The organism is Thalassolituus oleivorans MIL-1 (assembly GCF_000355675.1).
Lineage (GTDB): Bacteria > Pseudomonadota > Gammaproteobacteria > Pseudomonadales > Oceanobacteraceae > Thalassolituus > Thalassolituus oleivorans.
Genome location: NC_020888.1, coordinates 1,301,775 through 1,321,252, shown reverse-complemented (window position 1 = coordinate 1,321,252; position 19,478 = coordinate 1,301,775). Strand labels below are relative to the sequence as shown.

The window sequence follows — 19,478 nt, the reverse complement described above, 5'->3', positions numbered from 1 at the left end:
ACGCCTGTAACAGTTTTCGTTGACCAGCATCAAGGTTTAATTACAGATGAGTGCAACACTGAGTAAGACACATAGGAGTCTCCCCAATGAAATCACTCATACTAGCTGCTTTATTATTGCCCCTATCCTCTGCGATTTTCGCCGAAACAGATACTCAGCAAGCCCCAACACCTGCGGCTAACATGCCCGGTATGATGGGAAGAATGATGCCTAACTTCGAGGATTTTGATCTCGATGGCAATGGCCAAATAACCGAACTGGAATTCAATGAAGCCCGAGCAAAACGGATGACAGCCCGTGCTGCCGAAGGTCGTCCTATGATGGGAATGGCCAATGCTGAACCATTCGCAGCAATGGATGTAGATGGCAACGGCTACTTAGATGCTGAGGAATTTTCAGCACATAAAATGCGTAATTCGAAAATGCCGATGGCTAAATAATCAATACATATATCAAGCCTGCAATTAAGCAGGCTTGATCTAGTGATTATTAAAGTTAATAACGCCAAGCAATAAAACGACTCACCTTTTGGCCTTGGGCCATAGGGGTAATTTCGATTTGTTTAGCCCCTTGCTGCTGCAAAACTTTTTTGAATAGCGGCAAATGATCACCATCAGATACAAGGCTAGTAAACCATCCCACTTGATCAGCATAATTGACGCTTTCTCGCATCATGCGTTTTAAGAAAGCCAGCTCTCCGCCTTCGCACCACAATTCATTCGACTTACCACCAAAGTTCCGCGTAACCGATCCTTTTTCACCTTTTAAATTTTTCCATTTACGCGCCGCTTGGTTTTCGGCTTCGCGCTGGGAAGAGAAAAATGGTGGGTTACACATAGTGGCTTCAAAATAATCGCCGCTGCGAATCATATTTTTGAACAGAAATTCAGAATTACGCTGCATCAATATTTCGGTTTTACTTAAACTAGGATTGGCTTCAACAATAGCGTGTGCATTGCGCACAGCGGTTCCGTCAGTTTCTGTACCCGTAAATTGCCAGCCATAAGCATGCGTACCGATAATCGGATAGATTAAGTTCGCGCCCGTACCTATATCTAAAATACGCGGCGGCTCATTAGTGCTGAGCTTACTAACATCATGCTCAGCCAGTAAATCCGCCAAGTAATGAATATAATCGGCACGGCCAGGAATGGGCGGACACAAATACCCTTTAGGAATACTCCAGTCTTCAACCTTGTAGTAATGCTGCAATAAAGCCGTATTTAAACACAGCACCGCGGCATTATTACTAAAGTCGATGGTCTGCTCACCGCTCGGGTTTAGCTGTAAGAAATCAGCGAGATCGGGCAAAACCTCAACCAGCAAGGTCATATCATATCGACCAGAATGCGGATTGCGAGGATGCAAGCCGATTGGCTTGGTCGAAGAAGCATAAGGTGATTTATCGGATTTTTTCTCAAACACCCATTTACCGTCCGCTGAGCGTTTACCTGACGGTTTAGCACCGCGCTCACCCATCGATCTTGCCGCACGATCAGAACTAGCTGAACGCTCTTTGTAAGCGGGCTTAGCACGATTAACCGGCTTCTCCCCTTCGCCTCGAGCTTTGTTTACTCGTTCCGATTTCGGAACAGAACTGGCTTGCGGCTTTAATGAGGATTGCGGCGACGATGTGGGGCTTGATTCAGAGCTCGACGGCTCTTCGCTCTGCGAGTCTGAATCCTTATGCTTGGCCGCCGCCGCAGCCCAAGGATTAAACGTAGCCGAAGGGCTTTCGACAGACGCTGAAGCGCTAGGCAAATCAGCGTCTGTATCGGTAGAAGCAGAATGAGGAGGTTTTGATTTCACGATAATGACCAACAATGATATTGGCGCATAATAGCACGAAATGCTTACTTCAGCGTGGCCACCAACGCCTCTAATTGATCCGTCGCCTTGCCCCAGCCTTCGTGAAACCCCATATTCTCATGCGATTTTTTGTCTTCGTCTGACCAGTGACGAACAACCGCTCTATAGAGCGTTTTTTCGCCCTCTGGCGTTAACGTGATGATTCCCGTCATAAAGGCCTTAGCAGATGGCTGCCAATCACCGATATACGCATCGGTCCAAACTATACGTTCATTCTCGACGACTTCTAAATACATCCCTGTATTTGGAAACTCTTGCCCCTCTGGACTGCGCATTACAATCGTTTGCGCACCGCCCGGACGAACATCTAGCTCTGCAGAAGCGACACTCCATGGCTTAGGGCAAAACCACTGCATCAATAATGCTGGCTCCGTCCAAGCGCGATATATCGCGGTCGGTGGTGCATCAATCAGGCGCTCTAGTACGAGTTCGTGATTAATGGCGCAAGTTTGGCTGTCATTCATAGCATCAGTCATCGTCTATCTCCCTATATTCCGTATTCACTTATTATCTTGTTCTCAACTCAGCACAGGCTTAGGTCGCGCAATGCTGTGTTTCTGTAGTAAAGCTGTACCACGCAAAACAATATCACTCTGAAACGCCTTTTCGTAACGCACATCTAAAACATACGCCTTGGTACGCAAACGAATAGCTAAGGTATGCGCAACCTCGATTTCTTCTAGAGTAAAACTCACGGGCTTCTTTAAATAGGCGTAGCGACTTGTGACCACCACCTCTTCAATTAACGTTTGCGCCGTTGCTAAATCAGCATCTAATGCGAGGTTAAAATCCGTAACCACCATCATATCTAACTCGCCAGCATTGCCTGATGACACAACATCGGTAATAAAACGGGAATTAGGAATCGTGACCAAATTATCATCGAGCGTCACCAAGCGCACAGTACGTAGACCAATGGATACTATCTCACCATAGGTGTCGCCAAAGCTTACTCGGTCGCCTACTCGGAATGGACGATCAAACAATAAAAGAATACCGGCCACTAGCGAGGCCACAACGTCCTTCAACGCAAAACCCAAAGCTACCGCGATGGAACCGGCTGCAGCGAAGAGCAGCTCTTGTGGTGGCTGTAACACACCGACAACCAAACCTATCGTGCCAAAAATATAGAGCGCAAAAGTTGTTAGCGTCGATATTTGTAAAATCAAAAAACGCCGTGCTGGAATTTTCTCCATCAAGCGCTTACTGCCGTTATTCAGCGCGACGGTTAAAGCCCAAATAAAAAAGCCGCCTAATATCAGTAATAATATCGCGTAGATATTAAAAACATCGGCAACGCTAAGAATGCCGCTAACTAACCCATTGGTATCATTCATGGAGCATGTTCTTCCTATTCAATGAGCTAACAACGGTATGATACCAAAGCGTGGTAATACGATAGCGGCCATCACTACCGCGCACGATAACTTCAGCATCGAGAGCCGACTTCAAGGCAAAGCGAATCACGTTTTCCTGCATGTTAGTCACCTTCACTAACTCCTCCGTCGTGAGGTTTTCGTGGGTCACAATGGCTGCAAAAACGAACATAAGCTTAGGTCCGAATTGCTCTATTCGTGAGCTACTCGGGAGTTGAGGAATACTCGCAACAACGTTTTTACCTTTAGTTTTAACGGAACCCTGCCATAGCTCTAATGCCGCCATTGGTAACCCACGACAACCATCCCAAAGCAAGCTGAAGTAACGTTGCTCGGCGTTGCGTAAGGTTCCAGCAACGGGGGAGCGAGTATCAATTAAAACGTCATCGTACTGTAAGCGATAGCCGCTTAACTGATTACGCGACAAGATCAAAGAGCGGATTTCCGTTTGGGTCCAACGCTTAACGCGAATAACATTGCGCATTTGGTATTCGCGGCCAAATACATTGCACAGATAAGCCCAACTCTGATTATTGATGGTAATTAGCCAATACACATTATTGAGTTTAGTGTTGGTTAGGCCTAATAGCGTTCGCCACCCTTGCAAGTACCCGACTTCGGCTAAGAACAGATTTTCCGCCTTATTTAAAATCACTATGGTGGGTACCATCTCAGCATCATGACGCACTAAGGCTTTGGGACCTTCACTCATATCTATTTCTAGAGCATTCCCTAACAACTGATAAATAGCGTCTTGGCTGGTCGTTTTCGGCGGTACGTCGATTCGTTTAATAATAATTTCAGGGTCATCTTGAGCAACACCATTGGTAAAACGAATCAAGGCAGAACTCTTACCAATGCCCCGTTCACCAGTAATTAAAATGACATTATCTTCAGAGCGCTCAGCATTCCACGCATCAAAGTCTTTACGGATTGCGGCACTCAATCCGGTATCAATAATCGGCAGTTTTAGTTCGCTATCTTTCTCTGTGCTAAACCAGCGCTGATAGTCCTCACAGATCACATCAACGGCAACTTCGTCTTCATCCGCCTCACCTGCCGCTTTCGTTTTAATACGAAACCAACGCGCACTTAAACTCTGATACCAAGCGAAATCGGCCAGCAATTGAGTGAAAAACACGCGCACAAACATTAGCAGAAGCAATGGTATTAGCAGTGGCAATACCAATACAAATGCCCAGCTTTCTTTTACTTTATCTAAAATTGGATCGACACTTGCCGGAAATAAGCGCTTCAAATTGAGCATCAATTCCAGTCGATAAAAATGCAAAAGATAACTCACAACACCCCAGCTAAACATCCATACTGCGGTTTCAATTAAGTGCGCAATTAACGACTTACCAAGTAAGTGCAAAGCTAAGGCAATGGCAGCCCACGGAAGCAATAGCCACTTAGCGGCCATTTCAGTACGTTGTTCGAGTTTAGCAGTGCTATCAGCGGTTAAAAACGAACCAGCACCTTGGCAAATACTTAACAAAAACCACTCGGCAGCAAGACTCACCACCACATAGAGCATATAGACCTGAAAGATCACCAGTAGGCTACCGCCCAAATTAGGTTCTGACTGCTCACTAAAAAATAAAGAGCTAAAAATCAGTAACACAATCCAAGGAAGTAAAGGCGCCATACCAAGTAATAAGCGTGCTAAAGCTCGAACACCTTGATGTTTGATACCTTTACTAATGACTTGGTTATGAGTAGAAACTAAGGTACGCGATACAACACCAGCAAACCACTTTGCCATCCAGCGCAGAGGAATAATAAGCAACAAAGGCAAACCAGACTGCATAACCAAGTCATAACGTTGACGCTCGGTAATATCTTTTTGCAATAGCCCGAGCCAAGCCTCTACAACGCCTTTAAATACATCTTTAATTTGCACCACTTCGGCTTTTAGCAAATCAAACAGATTGTAATCTTTACCGGTATTGGCGATATCCGCTGCCGCCGTCCATGGCAATATATTGGCCATAATAAGAACCACGACAACGAGCATAGCGCTAGCAGTTAGCACCGAACTAAGTCGACCAGACATTAGAGACATAAAGGACTAAATCTTCTTAAAAAATGAATGCGAAAACGTGTAAAGCGGCAGAAAAGCCATCACGAACGAATAAAGTAAGGTAACACGATCAAAGCCGCACCAATAGCAACGAGCCAAGTTACATCAGCAACAAAATAGGGATACACCATTAAGGCGATACCACACGCTAATGGCACTGGCGCCTTTTGCTTTTTGCCGTAGAGAAAGTAACCAAAACCAAAAGAGCCAAACACAACTCCCCACAGCAAACTCGACGTATCCACAAGCGGTTCCTTCGTTTGTTAACAGTAACAAATGGTAACGCTATCACCTTCACAGATGGGCATTACGCTTTAGCGCTTTTTCTTATCACGCTTTTTCTTTAAATAATCTTTTACTGGACGCACTCGATCAGGCAGTACGTTAGCGAAGCGCTGACGTAACTCATCGACCTTTTCTTCTTTCTTTTTATGTTCACGTTCGCTGCGGTGCTTATCACTCGCTTTGTCGAAATCAATCACATTGGTATCGCTCATTACGTTCTCCTAGCCCGACACACCATTGAGTAATAGGTAAGGGCTTTGGTCAGTATCCGTTTAACGCGCTGAGTCATGCTAACATTGCACTCTTTCGTTGGTATAGCCCTACACCTTCCTATGACTCTTGTCTTGCCCATTGATGACGTTATTGCCGACATAGCCTCTGCTCTAGCAACTAATATAGCGGTTTTACTCAGTGCTGCCCCAGGTGCCGGCAAAACCACCCGTGTGCCTTTAGCCTTGCTAGATGCAGATTGGCTAGCAGGACAACGAATTATCATGCTAGAACCGCGTCGCATCGCCGCACGCAATGCCGCGACCTATATGGCTCAAGCGCTGAACGAGGCAGTCGGGCAGACCGTCGGCTATCGCATACGATTGGAAAACAAAATTTCAGCCAGCACGCGAATCGAAGTGGTTACCGAAGGCATCTTAACGCGTATGTTGCAGGATGATCCTGAGCTGACGGGGGTGGGTTTAGTTATCTTCGATGAATTTCACGAACGCCACATGGCGTCCGATCTGGCACTAGCCTTGTGCCACCAGTGCCAACAGGTATTGCGTCCAGATTTACGCATTCTGGTTATGTCGGCCACCTTAGACGAATCCGCTTTGGCTTCTGCTCTCAAGGCTCCGACGATTCGCAGCGAAGGCCGCAGCTACCCAGTAACGACTCACTATCGCAGCCGCCGCGATGCCAACGAGCGCTTACCGCAACACATGGTTCGCGTGATTAACGAAGCTTTAGTACAAGACGATCACCTACAAGGCGACCTGCTAGTATTCCTACCCGGCCAAGGTGATATCCAACGTGTACAACGCCTGTTAGAAGAAACGTTGCCGGCCAATATTCGCGCTATGCCTTTGCATGGGCAGCTATCCGACGCCGAACAGAAAGCTGCGATTCGCCCGTCAGATGAATTCCGTAAAATCATTCTTGCCACCAATATCGCCGAAAGCTCCCTCACCATTGATGGCGTCAGTATTGTTATCGACTCGGGTTTAGAACGACGCATGGTGTTTAGCCCCGGCAATGGCGTGAGTGAATTAACCACCCAAGGTATTTCCAAAGCCTCAGCGACTCAGCGTGAAGGCCGCGCCGGACGCCAAGCGCCGGGCTTGTGTTATCGCTTATGGAGCGAACAAGATCACCAAGGTCGCAAAGCCCATATTCAAGCAGAAATCGCCGCTAGCGACCTAGCGCCGTTGCAATTGGAATTACTGCAATGGGGCGCTGCTGCCGACGAACTGTTATGGCTGACACCGCCGCCAGCCGCGCATTTACAACAAGCACACGATTTACTCAGCCAGCTTGGCTTAACCGCCGAGCAACAACTCACCGAGCATGGCCGCCGCTGCGCTCAGTTGGGATTAGAACCACGTTGGGCAAATGCCCTATGGAAAGCCGCCGAATTAGGCATGGCAAAATCCGCGTGCGAATTAGTCGCCCTATTGCAAGAACCGGGCATAATTCGACAGCAGGATGATATCGAATTAGCGTTACTGCGCGCCAAGCAACACCCGAGTTGGAACAGCAGAATCCAACCATTGGCGAAACGCTGGTATAGCCAACTCACCAAGCAAGCCGATAGTGCAACGCTCGATGTCGGTTTTGTGATTGCCTGTGCATGGCCAGACCGAATCGCAAAACGCCGCGGCTCAGGCGGCACTCAAAGCCGCTATCAACTTAGCCGTGGTATTGGTGCCGAATTACTACAAGACTCCACGCTGGATAAATACGAGTGGCTGGCCATTGCCGATCTTGCTGGCGGCTCGCCCAATAAAATTCGCTTAGCCGCCCCGCTCAGTTCGCACAGCATTGCCTTATTAGTAGAAGCTTATCCGCAATTATTTAACCGCCATATCGAAGTTAGCTGGCAAGACAATGGCCAACTATTAGCCGAAGAACAGCAACGCCTTGGGGCTTTGGTATTCAGCGCCAAACGCCTGACCAATTTAAATGCCGACGATTGGCAAAATGCTTGGCGCTCGTATTTTAACAATAGTAAAAACTCACCATTAAACGACCTTCACTGGACCGATAACGCGCTTAATTTACGCCAACGATTAGCCCTATTGCACCGGTATAACAAGGATAAAAATGAGTGGCCCGACGTTAGTGACACAGCCCTAAGCGCTAATATTAACGACTGGCTCATGCCCTTTTTAAATCAAGCACGGCATGTGCGTGATTTAGCTAAAGTGAACGTGATGGATGCCTTGTTGAGTCTGCTCAGCTGGGAACAGCAGCAAACGCTGAATCGGTTATTACCAACGCACATTCAAGTACCGAGCGGCTCTAATATCGCCATCGACTACAGTGCCGACATCCCTATTCTGGCGGTAAAACTGCAAGAAATGTTCGGCTACGAAGGCCAACCAACCGTATTAAATGGGCAAATCGCCCTGATGATTCACCTGCTATCACCGGCCCGCCGACCGTTACAAGTTACCCAAGATTTACCGCATTTTTGGCGCAACTCCTATGCCGATGTACGCAAAGACATGCGCGGGCGCTATCCCCGCCATCCATGGCCAGAAGATCCGCTCAGCGCCGAAGCCACGCGTTATACCAAAGCGCGTAGCAAGTCATAGCGGCGTATTATTTCGTTATACCGACGAACACTGGCTCTATTTAACAGGAACAAGCCATGGCATTTTCAATCGAGTTACTGACACTCTTCTTCTTCGCCGCCGTGATTGCAGGTTGTATTGATGCCATTGCGGGCGGCGGCGGATTAATCACCATCCCAGCATTGTTAATGTGTGGCGTCCCGCCTGCTCAGGCGATAGCCTCAAATAAAGTGGGTGCTGTAGGTGGTTCAATGGCCTCAACGCTTCACTTTGTGCGCAAGGGGCACATTGATCTGAACAGTGCCAAACTGATGATTGCCAGTAGTTTTGTCGGTTCGTTTTTGGGGAGCATGTTGCTCACTCGAATCGACAGCAGTTTTCTCGCCGTCATTATTCCGTTTTTACTAATTGGTTTTTCTTTGTACTTTTTATTCTCGCCCAACCTTGGCGAATTAGACCGAAAGCATCTGATTTCGGGAATGGCTTATAGCCTATTTGTCGCATCGGTGATTGGTTTTTACGACGGTTTCTTCGGCCCAGGCACGGGTGCTTTTTTCGCGATTTCTTTTACCTTGCTGCTGGGCTACAACTTAATCAAAGCCACAGCCTACGCCAAGCTGTTGAATTTTTGCAGTAACGTGGCGGCGTTAATTTACTTCATTATGTCCGGCTCAATTATATGGGAAGTGGGTATTGCCATGTTTTTTGGGCAAATCATCGGGGGTGCCATTGGCGCACGTCTCGTAGTTAACAATGGCAAGATGCTGATCAAAATTGTGATGGTGGTTATGACGATTGGGGTTTCGGTAAAAATGCTGGCCTTTAATGCTTAAACCGAATGCAGTAAGTGGAGATCCTCTGAATATCAGACTGTGGAAATATATAGACACTCCAAGGTGTAAGGGCTGATTAAATCGGCCCCAAATTAGAGCCGATTTATTCTTATCATGACCTTCCTATTAGTATTTAGTACTACTGATGTCCGTTAAAGCGGGGGAAGATCATTAATTCTGCTTTCAATGTATGAAAGAATGATTCCATATGAGCATTGTCAGTACATTTACCTGGGCGGCTCAAACTATGTAAGATGCCATGCCGTTTAAGATCCTTTTGGTATTCGGCTCCTCTGTACTCGACACCTCGATCCGTATGCAGCATAAGTCCCTTCTCTGGCTTTCTTTTCTTTATGGCAGTTGCCAATGTTCTTTTGGTTACTTCCGTCGTTCTTTTCGTATCTAAGCTCCAACCAACAATGCGCCGTGAGTGAAGATCCATGACCGCTGACAAGTAATGCCACTGCTTCTTTACTTTGAGATACGTCACATCCGCAACCCATACTTTGTTCTTTGCTTCAGGCACCGCACCATCAGATCTCAGGTTTTCACCCGAGGCAAGGAAACGCCTCATGCCGGGTGCTCGGTAGGTTACTCGAGTAACGCGCGCGATTAAGCCCATCTCTTGCATCAAGCGCGCTACACGCTTCCTGCTAACGGAGAATCCTTGGTTTTGTAGTGTTTTCCAAACTCTAGGGCTACCATAGCGCCCTTCGACCTTGTCATACACTTTCTGGATTTCAATCTTTAGCATGGCGTCTTCACTGGTACGATTAGAGTCTTTGCGGTTACGCCAATCGTAATAACCACTGCGAGAAACACCGAGCCAAAAGCACAAGGATTTGATACCAAGATCTAGTCCGAATCTTTCGATGAATCGATACCTTGCTGATGTTCCTCCGCAAGAAACCGTTGCCACTTTTTTAGTAGGTCGACCTCTTGCTTCAGCTTGCGATTTTCAGCTTCTAATCGCTTAACTTTCGAGAGTTCTTTGGCTTGCTTAGAAGATACTTCAGTTACTTTTTTACGTTTGTCTGCCACGATCTTGCCTTCACGATATTCTTTTCGCCATCGTGACAGCATAAATGGATGTATGTCGAGAGTGACGGCAACTTCTTTAACCTGAACACCTTCAATCAAACTTAACTGAACGGCTTTAACTTTGAATTCATTTGAGTATTGCCATGTTTTTCTGGGCTTTGTGTATTTGGGCATTGGACACCTTATCTGTTAGATGTTGGTGTCCGTTAAATCGGGGGAAGATCAATCCGGTAGAGCGCCTTGTTAGCAGTTTTATTTGGTGCATGCACATTAGTAATGATACCTGCACGATATTATGGTTAGCGTTTTATCATCAACGGCATAAACTAAACGATTGGTGTCATCAATTCGGCGTGACCAGAAACCTGACAAATTTTCTTTAAGAGACTCAGGCTTGCCAATACCCTCAAATGGTGAACGCTTAGTGTCACTGATTAATTTGTTTATACGCTTTAATGTCTTTTTGTCCTGACCTTGCCAGTAAACGTAATCATTCCAAGCTTCATCGGTCCAACAAAGAAGCCTACTACTCATCGACTATATCTCTTTGCGTAGTTTTACCACTTTTATATTGAGCTATTGATTTGTTTAAATGTTCTGCATTTGCAGGAGACTTTAATAAATGAACTGTTTCCATCAAACTATTGTAATAATCTAATGACATTACAACCGCATCTTCTGAATCTCGACGCGTTATAACCGTGGTGTCTGCATCATTAACGACAGAGTCTAAAACAGCTTTTAATCCATTTCTTGCTTCAGTAAAAGATACAACTCTCATAAACCACCTACATGTACAATTTATTGAACAACTATAACTCAGTTATTTTATATGCACAACATATGGTACATGTATTTTTGCTGCTAACGCCGCAATCACGCGCTTGTCGCGTGCATTGCTTTGTTAGCCGTATTTAGCTGAATATCCGGCAGATTATCTGCCACCTCGCGATAGGTATTTTTTGATAGAAGCACGTCAAGAACAGGCGTTATTGGCTCTGCCCATATTTCAGGCAGATCAGCTTCTCCCGCAGTGACTATCGGAAATGCCAAGTGCTCAGTCGGGGGACAGAAATCAGCCGAGACGCCCTCCTTATTTCCTCTAGCATCAACTCGATACCACCCGTGTTCTTTAAGATACAAAGCGTTCAAGCCATGCAGACAATAAGGTGGCCCATCACCATCATCACTGATGGTTAACCGTTGATAGCACAGACCTGCCGGTATTCCATTTGCTCGTAGCAATGCTGCCAGCAAGTGGCTCTTCGCGTAACAGTAACCTGTTCCGTGTTTCAACACGTCGGATGCCTTACATGTCACAGGATCACACTCGTGATCCCAACTATGCTTGATTTGGTCTCGGACGAATACAAAGCACTTCTCTGCAACCAGCTCGGGACAGTCAGCGCCGGCGGCTAGTGACTTCGCCCTAGTCAGCACCTCTGGCGTCTTCCAGTCTATGTATTTCGTTGACTCTAGATATTGATGCACGATGTCAATTTCCCAATATGGCTAACGCACACATAAAAGGCGAGCGTTAGCGAGTCCAGCCCACGCTTTTTGTGGGCGATTTTTAATGTGCTTGTTATGCATTTGATTGCCTCATTAGTTTAATGTCGCCAACTTCAGCAGAAAAGCCATGTCTTTCATAAAATGTGAACATTTCTGGAAGACAATATAGTTCAAAACTTTTGACCGAGGCTAGCTTTTTATGAGCCTTTATTAACTCTATCAATTTATCCCCCAGCCCATTTCTTCTTTGATTTTCAGAAACAATGATGTCAAAGATTAGCGCTTTAAAAGTAAAGTCTGTCAGCACCCGAGCGTAAGCTATGAGAGTTTTTTCATCAGTTAAAACACCGATGTTTATCTGTGAGCCCTTGACACAACTTCTTGTTTCTTGAAGTGTGCGGCCTTTGGTCCACCACTCTTCTTGATAGAGGCTGTGCAATTCTTCTATGTTTTTATCGCTTAGACTATAAGTTACGTTCATTATCGTTTTGATGCATAACGCCCCGCTAGAAGGCGAGCGAAGCGAGTCCTAGTGAAGGCCAGGCTTTTTGTGGCCGTAACGTATTTCAGCGGTTTGTTAAATTTAGGCTTCGTCCGAGATCTCTTCCCAGATTTGGCTATATCCGCTATCTGACATCAAGACATCTAATTCATAAGAAACATCCGGCAACATTGACGTATTATCCTTCCCGCCTAAAACCTCAACACCGTTTTCTCTATCTTCAGCCATTTTATCGATCATTTTCCAAATAAAGTAGCTAAAGTGTTTTGCATCATCTTCAGATTTCAATCCGTCTTCAAGTACATCTAGGACTCTTTGATCAGATAGCTGATTTGCATAATAAAAAACGAGATCACGAACATGGGAATATCTAACAGTCAAAATCACAACGCATCTCCCGCATTTTTAATAACGGACATCCTGTCGGCTATCCATTTGAGTTTTTCTACGAGAGAACTAATTTTCATCCTCTCATTTACCGTTAATAAATAATGGCCTTTTGCAGATTTCGAAGCCCGTCTATCTGGTTGAAATGACATACCTTTTGGGATGTCGGCGCGAGATAACACCCAAAATACATCAACATCCTTACCTGCACCACGAGAGACCATTTTATGCGCACTTTTAAGATGCTGCCAGCTTGAAGAAAATGACAACCCCATCTGATCATCAGGGAGAACCCACTGACCATCTTCAGATAATGTGTAGTCGCAGACACGAACGCCGCACACAGTGCGATATCGCCCGTCAGAAACTTCAGGGTACAGGGTTGGATGCTGCCCACGGACGCTGGGTCTTGCATAAAACCCATCCAGCTCGCTTATTATTTCCCTCAAGTCAGTAAGACATTTGAATTGCTTGGTCTCATCCATGTATATGACATCCGATATTGAAAAATTTAACGCCTAGCATTTGCGGCGCTTTTGTAGCGAGGTACGAGCGGATAAACCGTCCAAACCACGCAGTGGTTTTATGCAACATGCTTTTGTTATGGATTACACAGCTTGGTAGTTGTTACTTTAGTGGGAGGGCTTTTAATCAACCCCTCCCAGTTACCATACCTTCCATTATTAATCCCCGTTCCTTGATAACCAACAATAACTTTTTCTGGAAGAGGCTTCTTAGATTTGTAAATATCAAATATTTGAGCACCGTCATCAGGATGAAGGATAACTAAACCAAGTTCGTCTCTAGGAGGGATAATTAGAATACCATCGGCCTTCATTTCACCATGTCCAAATACTAACTCAGGCACTTCAGAGTCTAGGCTTGAAATTCGATTTGATTTGCTGATGATCGTGAGTTCTTTTTTCCCAGTATTTTGAACAATAAAACCCACTCTATATTTATAGCGAGCATGCTCATCTACTCCAATACAGCTTACAGAACTAATTTGAATCGTAAGGTCACCTGCTACAGAGAAACCTGAAAGTAGCATTAAAACTATTGTTAATAATCTATACATTTTGCATCCATAACGCCGCGCTTACCGGCAGAGTAAACTTGGTAGCTTTTTTGCGCTTTTGCAAAAAAGATGACGATTTTTCGGAGTCCGGTACAGCGCCTTGTTAAGCGCTACCATTGGCCTAATGTGTAAGTGCATTTCGCGCCTTTTTTGCACCACATAAATTCTTTCATTTTATACTGACACTGCTCTTCATTTTCAACCAAGTAGATATTGTGCAAATACTTCCCCACCACTTGCACATGACAAATATTACTTTTATTTTTAATGTATATCTCTTTATAAGGCGAATCTTCAATATCAACACCGTCAATTTTACAGGACTTAATACCATCTATATTTTTATACTCTGGAAGTTCAGAATAGCATTGGTTTTTACATAGCCTATATATGAATACTTCGTTAGCATTTTTAATTGAGCTTGAGTCACCATGTCCGCCAGGGCCATTAGTATCACCACTATAGGAATATTCAACCCAGCATGACCCTCCTTCCGCGAAGGCGAAAACGGATACTGAAAATAAAATTACGATTAAAGCTATGACTTTCATAGTGACTCGCTTAACGCCTGTATCACAGGAGACAACGTAGCAGAGCCAATTGTGGTAAAGTGCGCAAAGCGCACCACAATTTGCGGCGCGTAGTTGGCTTCCTGTGCATACACTTGTTAGCTTATTTCCCCAAAACTTTGTGGAAAAGCTCATTCAGCTGGGCCATTTCAAAGCTTCTATCCGATTTAGGAAGTTTTATATCTTCCAATCTTTCGAGCTGTTTTTCGATATACCGATTCAAAACCGGTATTGCCGGTGCCAGCATCTTTTCTTCACTTACCTTTTTACGCTCCAAAAGCGCATGTATCGTATCAAGTAGCTCATTGTCTGTTACTAGTGATAACACCCTATCAAATTCTATCGGTGCTGCTGTACCGTAACTTTCAAGCCATTGAATGGAGAACAATGGCCGCAAAACATAGAAATACTTTTTTAGCGGAACCATATCCTCTCTTAGATAACCACGATAATTAGTCTTCGCCATACTTCGGTAGTGATATATACCCTTTTCAGCAGAGTATATTTCTGGCAAGAGCTTCAATGATTCATGACGAAAATCACCATCGTCAATATAAGATATAGGGGATTGTATCCACTCTACAAATGCAGGATTTGATTTCCAGAATAACTTTAAAGCCTTTCTTACATCCCATCCATTTAAATCAATATCATCAACTATCGGATACTCAATCACATCTCGCTTATCTTCCAAATCGACTGCCAGATACCAATCGGGCTTATTTGCATATATAAAGCGGACATCATAATCACTATTAGGCGAAGCAAACCCCCACGCTCGACTTCCTGACTCGATAGCCATGAGAATCTTAACGTCGTATTTCTCTTCAGTCTTTTCAAGGCGACTTAATATGTCTTCCCTAATGCTACTATCTATCATTATTTCACCTTGAAGCTAACAGTTTATTCATGCGCATGCGCGTTTTGACGCTTCGCTTCCCTTCGATGTCCCGAGTCTAACCTGCTGTTTTAGCAATGGAAAGTAGCACTTCTGACCTAATTGACCGGTGTGTAAACGCGCATGCGCGTTTACACACCAAGTCGTCTTTACAATTTGCGCGTTATCACTTGAGCAACTGGTGTAACTAATTGATTCACCCGCGTATTTTCAATGCAAGAAAAACAAAACGCGCACGCTAAAAGTTGGGTTGGCGGCTAAACGCGCACGATTTTTCAGTTTTAGCTAGATCATCTGTTTAGCCATACAGTCTTTTGCCATGCCGCTAAATTCTTATAAAGCACAGGAGTACGTCAACGCGTACGGTTATGAATATTTTGTGTAACCACGATGACGTCGCGAAAAGTGTCAGAAAGTCACCGATTGTTACCCCAATAACTGCAAACGGTAACGCAAAATTACTGGATGACGCTGGTGTACCTTTGAGCGAGGTCTAGGCTAAAGGTATTGCTATCCGTCTTCGGAGTTTACCTTGAACTTGCGCCCCCTGTTTCCTTTACTCGCTGCGGCTGCCGCCATCAGTGCAGTGGTCTGGCTGTCCGTGCCGGATAAGTCGGTTGTTGCCATTCAAAGCGCACCCGTGGAGCCATTGGTGAATCCGGCTTCATCGTCACCCGCTAGCGCAAAAACACCATCAGTGATAGCTGCGCAGCAGCCGTCAGTAGCGCAATCGAAAAAAGAACACTCACACCTAGATGATGATTCAGGCGCTCTACCTGAGCATCTGCAAACCTATATCAATGAGCGCCGCCTTCCGGCCAGCGAGCTGACACCAGTACCAAATGGTCAAGGTGGTTTCAGCTTACCTGCGCGCCGCCAGTGGGAAGTTGTCACGATGGCAGTTATCAATCCCGATGGCAGTATGAGTACAGTTGAGCGTCAAATTCAGCCCCACGGTCAGGTTGAGGTGCCAGCACAATGAATATTAAAACGACCTTACTGATCAGCGCGCTTTTAACATGCTCGGCTCAGGCCGATATTTTGATTGTCAATGGTGACGGCGGTGGCGAAGGTTTTAACGATACGACGGTTGTTGCTGCGATTGATGGCAACCCTGGAACAACCCTAGGTGAACAACGACAAAACGTCTTTCAACGTGCTGCAGATATTCTAAATACCACTTACGACGTCAGTATTGATGTCAGTGTGAATGCACAATTCAACTCTCTAGCCTGCTCACCTACGGGTGGCGTTTTAGGTAGCGCAGGCCCTGCCGATTACGAATTTATTTGGACGGGTAGCACTTACGATGTGTACCCCGATGCCCTATACAACCAAATCAATGGTGCCGACATAACGGCGGGCGTGGAGATTAACGCGGAGTTTAATTCTGATGTCGATAATAGCTATTGCTTAGGCACCACCGATTGGTATTACGGCTATGGTGATCCAACCAATGGCGACAGCTCTCTGCTATCGGTAGTGATTCACGAACTTCTCCACGGCATGGGGTTTTTGTCCTTGCTCCAAAGCGATGGCTCAAGCAGTGCTTATTTCTTCAACGGCAGTACCAATGTCGACGTATTTGATTCGTATACCAAGAATCTTATGAATGCGAGCAACAGCACTATGCTCACCAATATGGTCGCCGCTAACCGTGCAACCGCGATAACGAACACAGGTAATCTGGTTTGGACCGGCGCCTTAGTTAATGCCGAAAGCGGTAATTACTCTGCTGGTGTGAATGCTGGTCGTATGCAAATGTACGCGCCTTCAAGTTACGAATCTGGATCGTCGGTTAGCCATTTTGATACCGCTGTTACTCCGAATGAAATCATGGAACCTGTCTATACCCAATTTATTGAGACCGCGGGTCTGGCAGCGCAACTTTTAGCGGACATAGGCTGGACGCTATACACACCCGCGCCCAACAATGCCCCAGTGCTCACAGCGATTGGAGCAAAATCACTCAATGAAGATGCCACCCTATCCGTTACCTTAAGCGCCACCGATGGTGATGGTGACAGCCTGACCTATTCTCTTGATTCTGCGAGCGCCGACCTAGGCGCTTCGCTGAGTGGCACTACCCTTACGATTACTCCTACTGCCAATTACAACGGCAGCGGCAGCATTACTGTCAGCGTTTCGGATGGCACAGATACAGATAGCGAAGCATTCAGCGTTACTGTAAATGCCGTTAACGACGCGCCCATATTAGGTGCTATTGGTGCGAAAAGCTTAAACGAAGATGCCACGTTATCCATTACTTTGAGCGCTACGGATGTCGATGGTAATAGCCTGACGTACAGCCTAGATTCGGCCAGTGCAAACTTAGGCGCATCGCTGAGTGGCACCAGCTTAACCATCACACCAAGCGCGAATTACAACGACAGTGGTTCTATTACGGTTAGCGTTTCAGACAGCGCACTGACCGACAGCGAGACATTCGCCGTGACGGTAAACGCGGTAAATGATGCTCCAACCATCGGTGCTGTGAGCAATCGAAATCAAGCCAACGACAGTACCGAAACAGTCACGCTTAGTGGTGCTGATGTCGATGGTGATAGCTTAACGTTCTCCGTCACTAGCTATGATGCTGGCAAGCTCACGGCAAGTGTATCGGGCACGACCCTGACAATCGCACCTGTCAGTGGTCAAACAGGTGCGAGCACCATTAATCTACAAGTATCCGACGGCGCACTAACCGCAAGCACCAGTTTTGTTGTGACTCTTATCGATGCCTCTGTAAATGATGCCCCCGCCATAACGAGCGTTAACGCCCGCAAGATGCTGGTTGACGACACCGATACGTTCACCATTTCCGCCACCGATGCGAACAGCGACCCTATCACCCTAACGATCGTTAGTGGCGAAACCGACAGTGCTCTCAACGCCAGCTTAAGCGGCACAGCATTAACCCTAGCGCCATCAAGTACTGGCAATTTTAACGTGCGCATCAATGCCGACGACGGTGTCGATAGCAGCAACTTAGATATTTCGATATCGGTTTATCCTGCATATGCTTTGTCGTCAGGAGCTAATACTCTTGGCGATGGCGATACCCTAGCTGAAAATACTTTAAGCGATACCACCGTGACTTTAACAGGCGGCGACGATGCTCTTACTGCCACCGTCTTCTACAACGGCGAATACCGGACCGACTTACTCAGCAATAGCACTAATAGCTACGTATTAGCCATGCCAGAAAGTGGCGCATTCGCTGGGGTATATACCCTCGATGTGACCGACAGTAACGGCTTGGGCGCTACTTATTATATTGAACGCCCTGTGCGTTTAATCAGCCAAGTCGATCCACTATTAGCCGGTTCAAGTATCACAAGAATTGATATCGAAGGGGCCGCTGCTGCGAGCACTCTAACGCTCGATAGCGACAACAGTGATATTGCTTGGATTGATGACGAGGGAACGCCCATATCGACTCTCATCAGCCCTGACGATAGCGTTAATTACAACCGCGTTAGCGCCTTCCTTGATGTAGCCAACAGCGTGACGGGCGATTCGGTTATTAGTGCTTATGGCAGTAATATCCCCACAGGCGAACTAACGCTTGCAAGCGTTGCTGCGCGAACATTGGCCATACATATTATTGATGAGGATGGTAACGACCTTTCGGATGTCGATGTCTTGGTCGACGACGAGCGGACATCCGGCTGGGGGGTCAACGACAGTGCGATTTCCAATGCCAATGGAGACATTACGCTTGATCTGCCACAAGTAGAATTACCACTGGTCATTAGCGCCGCTGGTTTCACCACTAGAACCGTAATACCGGATGCTGGTGCGACTAGTATAGAAATCACAATGGCAGCTGCAGCGTCTAACACGAGTACTATCGATGTTGCCTATCGCCTGTACGGAACAATAACGGCACAAAACTTCAACTTCGATGAGCTACCGGTATTGTCAGTCACCTTGAGCAGTGGCGATGTAGAAACCATAGAAACTACAGTTATCGGCAATCGCTCTGTTAGCTACGAATGGGAATCCGACTTAAATAATGGCCTACCACAAACGTTACTAATTCAACACTCATTAACATCCGACGTTTCTCTGCCGTTAAGCCCTGCATTTGACGAACAAAGCATCAGCGCCACCCTAACGAAAGTGAGTACCAGCAGTTCAGACAGCACTGCAGCAGGAGGGGCTTTTGGAATTTTATTACTGCTACTACCCGCTGTATTTATCCAGCGCCGCCGTAGAATAGCGGCCTAATATAAGAAAAACGGTAAATTATT

At 46.1% G+C, this 19,478-nt stretch carries 20 protein-coding genes and 1 pseudogene; 5 read left to right on the top strand and 16 right to left on the bottom strand.

The window, feature by feature from the left end:
- The first annotated feature begins 86 nt into the window (after positions 1-86).
- On the top strand, positions 87-440 hold the full coding sequence (locus TOL_RS05975) for an EF-hand domain-containing protein (RefSeq protein ID WP_015486400.1): 354 nt from the start codon (positions 87-89) through the stop codon (positions 438-440).
- Positions 441-495: 55 nt separating this feature from the next.
- Here the strand turns inward: TOL_RS05975 and rlmF are convergent, their stop codons facing one another.
- From rlmF to TOL_RS05945, 6 genes are all read right to left on the bottom strand, one after another.
- Entirely contained in the window at positions 496-1,809 is a 1,314-nt protein-coding gene (gene rlmF / locus TOL_RS05970; RefSeq protein WP_015486399.1) for a 23S rRNA (adenine(1618)-N(6))-methyltransferase RlmF, read from the bottom strand.
- Positions 1,810-1,853: 44 nt separating this feature from the next.
- Positions 1,854-2,345, bottom strand: coding sequence for an SRPBCC family protein (locus TOL_RS05965; protein WP_015486398.1), 492 nt, complete (start codon positions 2,343-2,345; stop codon positions 1,854-1,856).
- A 42-nt stretch (positions 2,346-2,387) separates the two neighbouring features.
- Positions 2,388-3,206, bottom strand: a complete 819-nt coding sequence (locus tag TOL_RS05960) for a mechanosensitive ion channel family protein (protein ID WP_015486397.1) — start codon at positions 3,204-3,206, stop codon at positions 2,388-2,390.
- Positions 3,199-5,310 carry an ATP-binding protein gene (locus TOL_RS05955; RefSeq protein ID WP_015486396.1) on the bottom strand — a complete coding sequence of 704 codons (2,112 nt, stop codon included), beginning with the start codon at positions 5,308-5,310 and terminating at the stop codon, positions 3,199-3,201. Before TOL_RS05955 ends, TOL_RS05960 begins: the two co-directional genes overlap by 8 nt.
- 59 nt (positions 5,311-5,369) lie before the next feature.
- Positions 5,370-5,573 carry a hypothetical protein gene (locus tag TOL_RS05950; RefSeq protein WP_015486395.1) on the bottom strand — a complete coding sequence of 68 codons (204 nt, stop codon included), beginning with the start codon at positions 5,571-5,573 and terminating at the stop codon, positions 5,370-5,372.
- Between the two features lie 69 nt (positions 5,574-5,642).
- Positions 5,643-5,825 carry a hypothetical protein gene (locus TOL_RS05945; RefSeq protein ID WP_015486394.1) on the bottom strand — a complete coding sequence of 61 codons (183 nt, stop codon included), beginning with the start codon at positions 5,823-5,825 and terminating at the stop codon, positions 5,643-5,645.
- A 75-nt stretch (positions 5,826-5,900) separates the two neighbouring features.
- On the opposite strand from TOL_RS05945, the gene hrpB reads away from it, so the two are divergent.
- Positions 5,901-8,423: an ATP-dependent helicase HrpB gene (gene hrpB, locus TOL_RS05940; RefSeq protein ID WP_015486393.1), complete on the top strand. Its 2,523-nt coding sequence runs from the start codon at positions 5,901-5,903 to the stop codon at positions 8,421-8,423.
- A gap of 56 nt (positions 8,424-8,479) precedes the next feature.
- Complete coding sequence (locus TOL_RS05935) at positions 8,480-9,235, top strand: TSUP family transporter (protein ID WP_015486392.1); 756 nt, start codon at positions 8,480-8,482, stop codon at positions 9,233-9,235.
- 169 nt (positions 9,236-9,404) lie between these two features.
- Here TOL_RS05935 and TOL_RS05930 read toward each other — a convergent pair.
- The 10 genes and pseudogenes from TOL_RS05930 to TOL_RS05880 form a co-directional block, all read right to left on the bottom strand.
- Positions 9,405-10,450, bottom strand: a pseudogene (locus TOL_RS05930) (IS3 family transposase); the annotation flags it as partial.
- Positions 10,451-10,546: 96 nt separating this feature from the next.
- Positions 10,547-10,810 carry a Txe/YoeB family addiction module toxin gene (locus TOL_RS05920; RefSeq protein ID WP_015486389.1) on the bottom strand — a complete coding sequence of 88 codons (264 nt, stop codon included), beginning with the start codon at positions 10,808-10,810 and terminating at the stop codon, positions 10,547-10,549.
- Complete coding sequence (locus tag TOL_RS05915) at positions 10,803-11,057, bottom strand: type II toxin-antitoxin system Phd/YefM family antitoxin (RefSeq protein WP_015486388.1); 255 nt, start codon at positions 11,055-11,057, stop codon at positions 10,803-10,805. The genes TOL_RS05920 and TOL_RS05915 overlap by 8 nt, the downstream gene beginning before the upstream one ends.
- Before the next feature lie 95 nt (positions 11,058-11,152).
- Positions 11,153-11,716: a transglutaminase-like domain-containing protein gene (locus TOL_RS05910; protein ID WP_338055006.1), complete on the bottom strand. Its 564-nt coding sequence runs from the start codon at positions 11,714-11,716 to the stop codon at positions 11,153-11,155.
- Between the two features lie 145 nt (positions 11,717-11,861).
- On the bottom strand, positions 11,862-12,269 hold the full coding sequence (locus TOL_RS05905; protein ID WP_015486386.1) for a GNAT family N-acetyltransferase: 408 nt from the start codon (positions 12,267-12,269) through the stop codon (positions 11,862-11,864).
- 102 nt (positions 12,270-12,371) lie between these two features.
- Positions 12,372-12,677 (bottom strand): hypothetical protein, encoded by a 306-nt coding sequence (locus tag TOL_RS05900; protein ID WP_015486385.1) that lies wholly within the window; start codon positions 12,675-12,677, stop codon positions 12,372-12,374.
- The gene (locus tag TOL_RS05895) at positions 12,674-13,162 is read right to left on the bottom strand and encodes a hypothetical protein (RefSeq protein ID WP_015486384.1); all 489 of its coding nucleotides are present in this window, start codon (positions 13,160-13,162) and stop codon (positions 12,674-12,676) included. Before TOL_RS05895 ends, TOL_RS05900 begins: the two co-directional genes overlap by 4 nt.
- Before the next feature lie 116 nt (positions 13,163-13,278).
- Positions 13,279-13,755, bottom strand: coding sequence for a hypothetical protein (locus tag TOL_RS05890; RefSeq protein ID WP_041588416.1), 477 nt, complete (start codon positions 13,753-13,755; stop codon positions 13,279-13,281).
- A gap of 110 nt (positions 13,756-13,865) precedes the next feature.
- Positions 13,866-14,306: a hypothetical protein gene (locus tag TOL_RS05885; protein WP_015486382.1), complete on the bottom strand. Its 441-nt coding sequence runs from the start codon at positions 14,304-14,306 to the stop codon at positions 13,866-13,868.
- Between the two features lie 121 nt (positions 14,307-14,427).
- Positions 14,428-15,204, bottom strand: a complete 777-nt coding sequence (locus tag TOL_RS05880; protein ID WP_015486381.1) for a nucleotidyltransferase domain-containing protein — start codon at positions 15,202-15,204, stop codon at positions 14,428-14,430.
- A 550-nt stretch (positions 15,205-15,754) separates the two neighbouring features.
- On the opposite strand from TOL_RS05880, the gene TOL_RS05875 reads away from it, so the two are divergent.
- Complete coding sequence (locus TOL_RS05875) at positions 15,755-16,204, top strand: hypothetical protein (protein WP_015486380.1); 450 nt, start codon at positions 15,755-15,757, stop codon at positions 16,202-16,204.
- On the top strand, positions 16,201-19,455 hold the full coding sequence (locus TOL_RS05870) for a beta strand repeat-containing protein (RefSeq protein ID WP_015486379.1): 3,255 nt from the start codon (positions 16,201-16,203) through the stop codon (positions 19,453-19,455). Before TOL_RS05875 ends, TOL_RS05870 begins: the two co-directional genes overlap by 4 nt.
- Positions 19,456-19,478 lie beyond the last annotated feature (23 nt).

Excerpts from the sequence above, each read along its gene's own strand:
- TOL_RS05975 (WP_015486400.1), top strand. The coding sequence starts at position 87 with ATGAAATCACTCATACTAGCTGCTTTATTATTGCCCCTATCCTCTGCG.
- TOL_RS05965 (WP_015486398.1), bottom strand. The coding sequence starts at position 2,345 with ATGACTGATGCTATGAATGACAGCCAAACTTGCGCCATTAATCACGAA.
- TOL_RS05960 (WP_015486397.1), bottom strand. The coding sequence starts at position 3,206 with ATGAATGATACCAATGGGTTAGTTAGCGGCATTCTTAGCGTTGCCGAT.
- TOL_RS05955 (WP_015486396.1), bottom strand. The coding sequence starts at position 5,310 with ATGTCTCTAATGTCTGGTCGACTTAGTTCGGTGCTAACTGCTAGCGCT.
- TOL_RS05945 (WP_015486394.1), bottom strand. The coding sequence starts at position 5,825 with ATGAGCGATACCAATGTGATTGATTTCGACAAAGCGAGTGATAAGCAC.
- hrpB (WP_015486393.1), top strand. The coding sequence starts at position 5,901 with ATGCTAACATTGCACTCTTTCGTTGGTATAGCCCTACACCTTCCTATG.
- TOL_RS05935 (WP_015486392.1), top strand. The coding sequence starts at position 8,480 with ATGGCATTTTCAATCGAGTTACTGACACTCTTCTTCTTCGCCGCCGTG.
- TOL_RS05920 (WP_015486389.1), bottom strand. The coding sequence starts at position 10,810 with ATGAGTAGTAGGCTTCTTTGTTGGACCGATGAAGCTTGGAATGATTAC.
- TOL_RS05915 (WP_015486388.1), bottom strand. The coding sequence starts at position 11,057 with ATGAGAGTTGTATCTTTTACTGAAGCAAGAAATGGATTAAAAGCTGTT.
- TOL_RS05905 (WP_015486386.1), bottom strand. The coding sequence starts at position 12,269 with ATGAACGTAACTTATAGTCTAAGCGATAAAAACATAGAAGAATTGCAC.
- TOL_RS05895 (WP_015486384.1), bottom strand. The coding sequence starts at position 13,162 with ATGGATGAGACCAAGCAATTCAAATGTCTTACTGACTTGAGGGAAATA.
- TOL_RS05890 (WP_041588416.1), bottom strand. The coding sequence starts at position 13,755 with ATGTATAGATTATTAACAATAGTTTTAATGCTACTTTCAGGTTTCTCT.
- TOL_RS05885 (WP_015486382.1), bottom strand. The coding sequence starts at position 14,306 with ATGAAAGTCATAGCTTTAATCGTAATTTTATTTTCAGTATCCGTTTTC.
- TOL_RS05880 (WP_015486381.1), bottom strand. The coding sequence starts at position 15,204 with ATGATAGATAGTAGCATTAGGGAAGACATATTAAGTCGCCTTGAAAAG.
- TOL_RS05870 (WP_015486379.1), top strand. The coding sequence starts at position 16,201 with ATGAATATTAAAACGACCTTACTGATCAGCGCGCTTTTAACATGCTCG.